Origin of the sequence: Streptomyces sp. CB02959 (assembly GCF_002803155.1) — a bacterium.
Lineage (GTDB): Bacteria > Actinomycetota > Actinomycetes > Streptomycetales > Streptomycetaceae > Streptomyces.
This window is the reverse complement of sequence record NZ_NNBP01000081.1, coordinates 1-2015: the sequence shown is the minus strand read 5'-3', so window position 1 is coordinate 2015 and position 2015 is coordinate 1. Positions and strand designations below refer to the sequence as shown.

The window sequence follows — 2015 nt, the reverse complement described above, 5'->3', positions numbered from 1 at the left end:
AAGATCCCCGACAGAGTCAAGTTAGATCATTTACGGGACAACCCTTCGCCGCGACCCACCTGGACTGGAACCCACAACCGTCAACCTCATAAGCAAAGGTCAGTAGCCCTCTCGATTCAGGGGCCTGTTGTTATGGGTCACTACGGGACCCAAGCAGTCTCGACTAACCAATTGCCTCATGCATACAGAGGACGCTTGCGCTATTTCCGCAGCCTCAGAGGTCGTGAGTAGGCGAGCCCTGAGTAGACTTGGAACCACCTCTTCTGTCAATTCGTGAATCAGGGAAACTGCAAGAGAAAGGTATTCATCGGGCATGGCATTGCCCCCGGTAGTGGCGTCCTATGTGGTGCGACCATCTCAGGAGAAGTGACGACAATTGCGCACGATGCATTATCGCCCAAGCTTTTGACAGTGGACGGTCATCGAATTTATGCTGGCTAGTTCATCCCCTGTGAAACCAGCAGAGCATGCCGCGATGGCGGCTGCGTCGAGCTGCCTACGGCTCGAGACATCAACCACTACTGAACTAATCCATGGATGATTCACCACCCACGATATCGCCATCTGTTCAATGGATTGCCCTCGCATGGCGGCCATAAGCGAAAGGCAGCTTAGTTGCGTCTGCACTTCCGTTGAACTCTCGATCGATTCGCGGGTTAGTGTGGGCCTACTCGAGGTGCAGGTACTCAGGATTCCGCCGTTTAGAGGATCAGTAGAAATCCAGCCGATACCTGCTTCAGAAAGCATCTCAGCTAGATTCATTTTCCCCCATTGCTGAAACAACGAAAAAGGTCCGCGGTAGGCGCACAACGGTACACCCAACTCACTCAGTAGCGCCTTGGCTTGCTCAATCTTGCTTGAGGGGTATGCAGAAATCCCAACGCGCAAACACCTACCCCGATAAACTGCAGATGCGAGAGCTTGCATAGTCTCTTCCAAGGGGACGCTGGGGTCGTAGCGGTGAGCGTAGAAGATATCGACATAATCCAACCCGGCACGATGAAGCGACCGCTCCAGACTTTCCGTTATAAACTTTTGAGACCCCCACCCGTTCACCCTCTGCGCCGTGCCGTATCCAACTCGCGTTGATACGACCAAGCTCTCCCTGTAGGGGCGAAGGTCACGATTCAAAATAATCCCGAAAATCTCCTCGACTGCGGGGTGTAGCGCGCCACAGGTGGTTGACAAGTCAAAGCTTACGATTCCTTTATCGAAGGCATGTAGCATGACTTCTCGATACTCGCCCAAAGGAGAATTCCGGTCGAAAAGAGAACTCAAACCGAGAGACAGTAGAGGGAGCTCGAGTCCCTGCCGTCCAACATTTCTGTGACGCATCTCGGTATATTTCCTTTCGCGGGCGAAAGGGAGACCCGGCGTAATATGTCGACGGCTCCAGGGGCCTGTCTGGCTTCTCATGCTATGCATTCTTGACTTCAGGCTTTGGGGTAGTGAACTCAGCGTGCTGCGTCGATGTAAGACAGCGATCGACAGCGTGAAGTGCACTTACTCTCCCGCGCCGGAGAGAGGCTATCTTGGTGAGTGAATGATGGACCACTCTCCGGAAGCCGAATAAGTGGCACAATTGCAGCAAATCGCACCTGTTCGTCCAACGCAGTCACCGTCGCTTCGGTTTACTTGTATCGAAGCTCGCGCGCTGCCCCTTCGTACAGGAAAGCACGAACTGGAACGTCTCACAATATAGGCACTGAATGTTCTATAAACTGTTTATAGCTGACTTGCAGCCCCGGTGCGAGCACCGTCCGCATACCAGGTGCCCCGGTGGCATCCGGTTTGGCACCACCCCGAGCAGCCCCGCCCGTACCGGAACGTCAACCCCGCGACCTGTTCGGCGATCGTCACCCTGCAAGTCGGCGTTGTCAGAGAACAGCCGCCGGACCGACAACTCGATGGGCCCTGACCCTGGAGTTTGGACACCAGGGACACTTGGATCTTGATGTTCTGGGGGGTCAGGAGTCCCGTACAGACGGCAATGAAGCACTGAGCGTTTTCCAACC

1 protein-coding gene is annotated in these 2015 nt (G+C 54.5%); it reads right to left on the bottom strand.

The annotated features are described in order from the left end of the window. Positions 1-390: 390 nt before the first annotated feature. Entirely contained in the window at positions 391-1335 is a 945-nt protein-coding gene (locus tag CG747_RS51280) for an aldo/keto reductase (RefSeq protein WP_374701911.1), read from the bottom strand. Between the last annotated feature and the right edge of the window lie 680 nt (positions 1336-2015).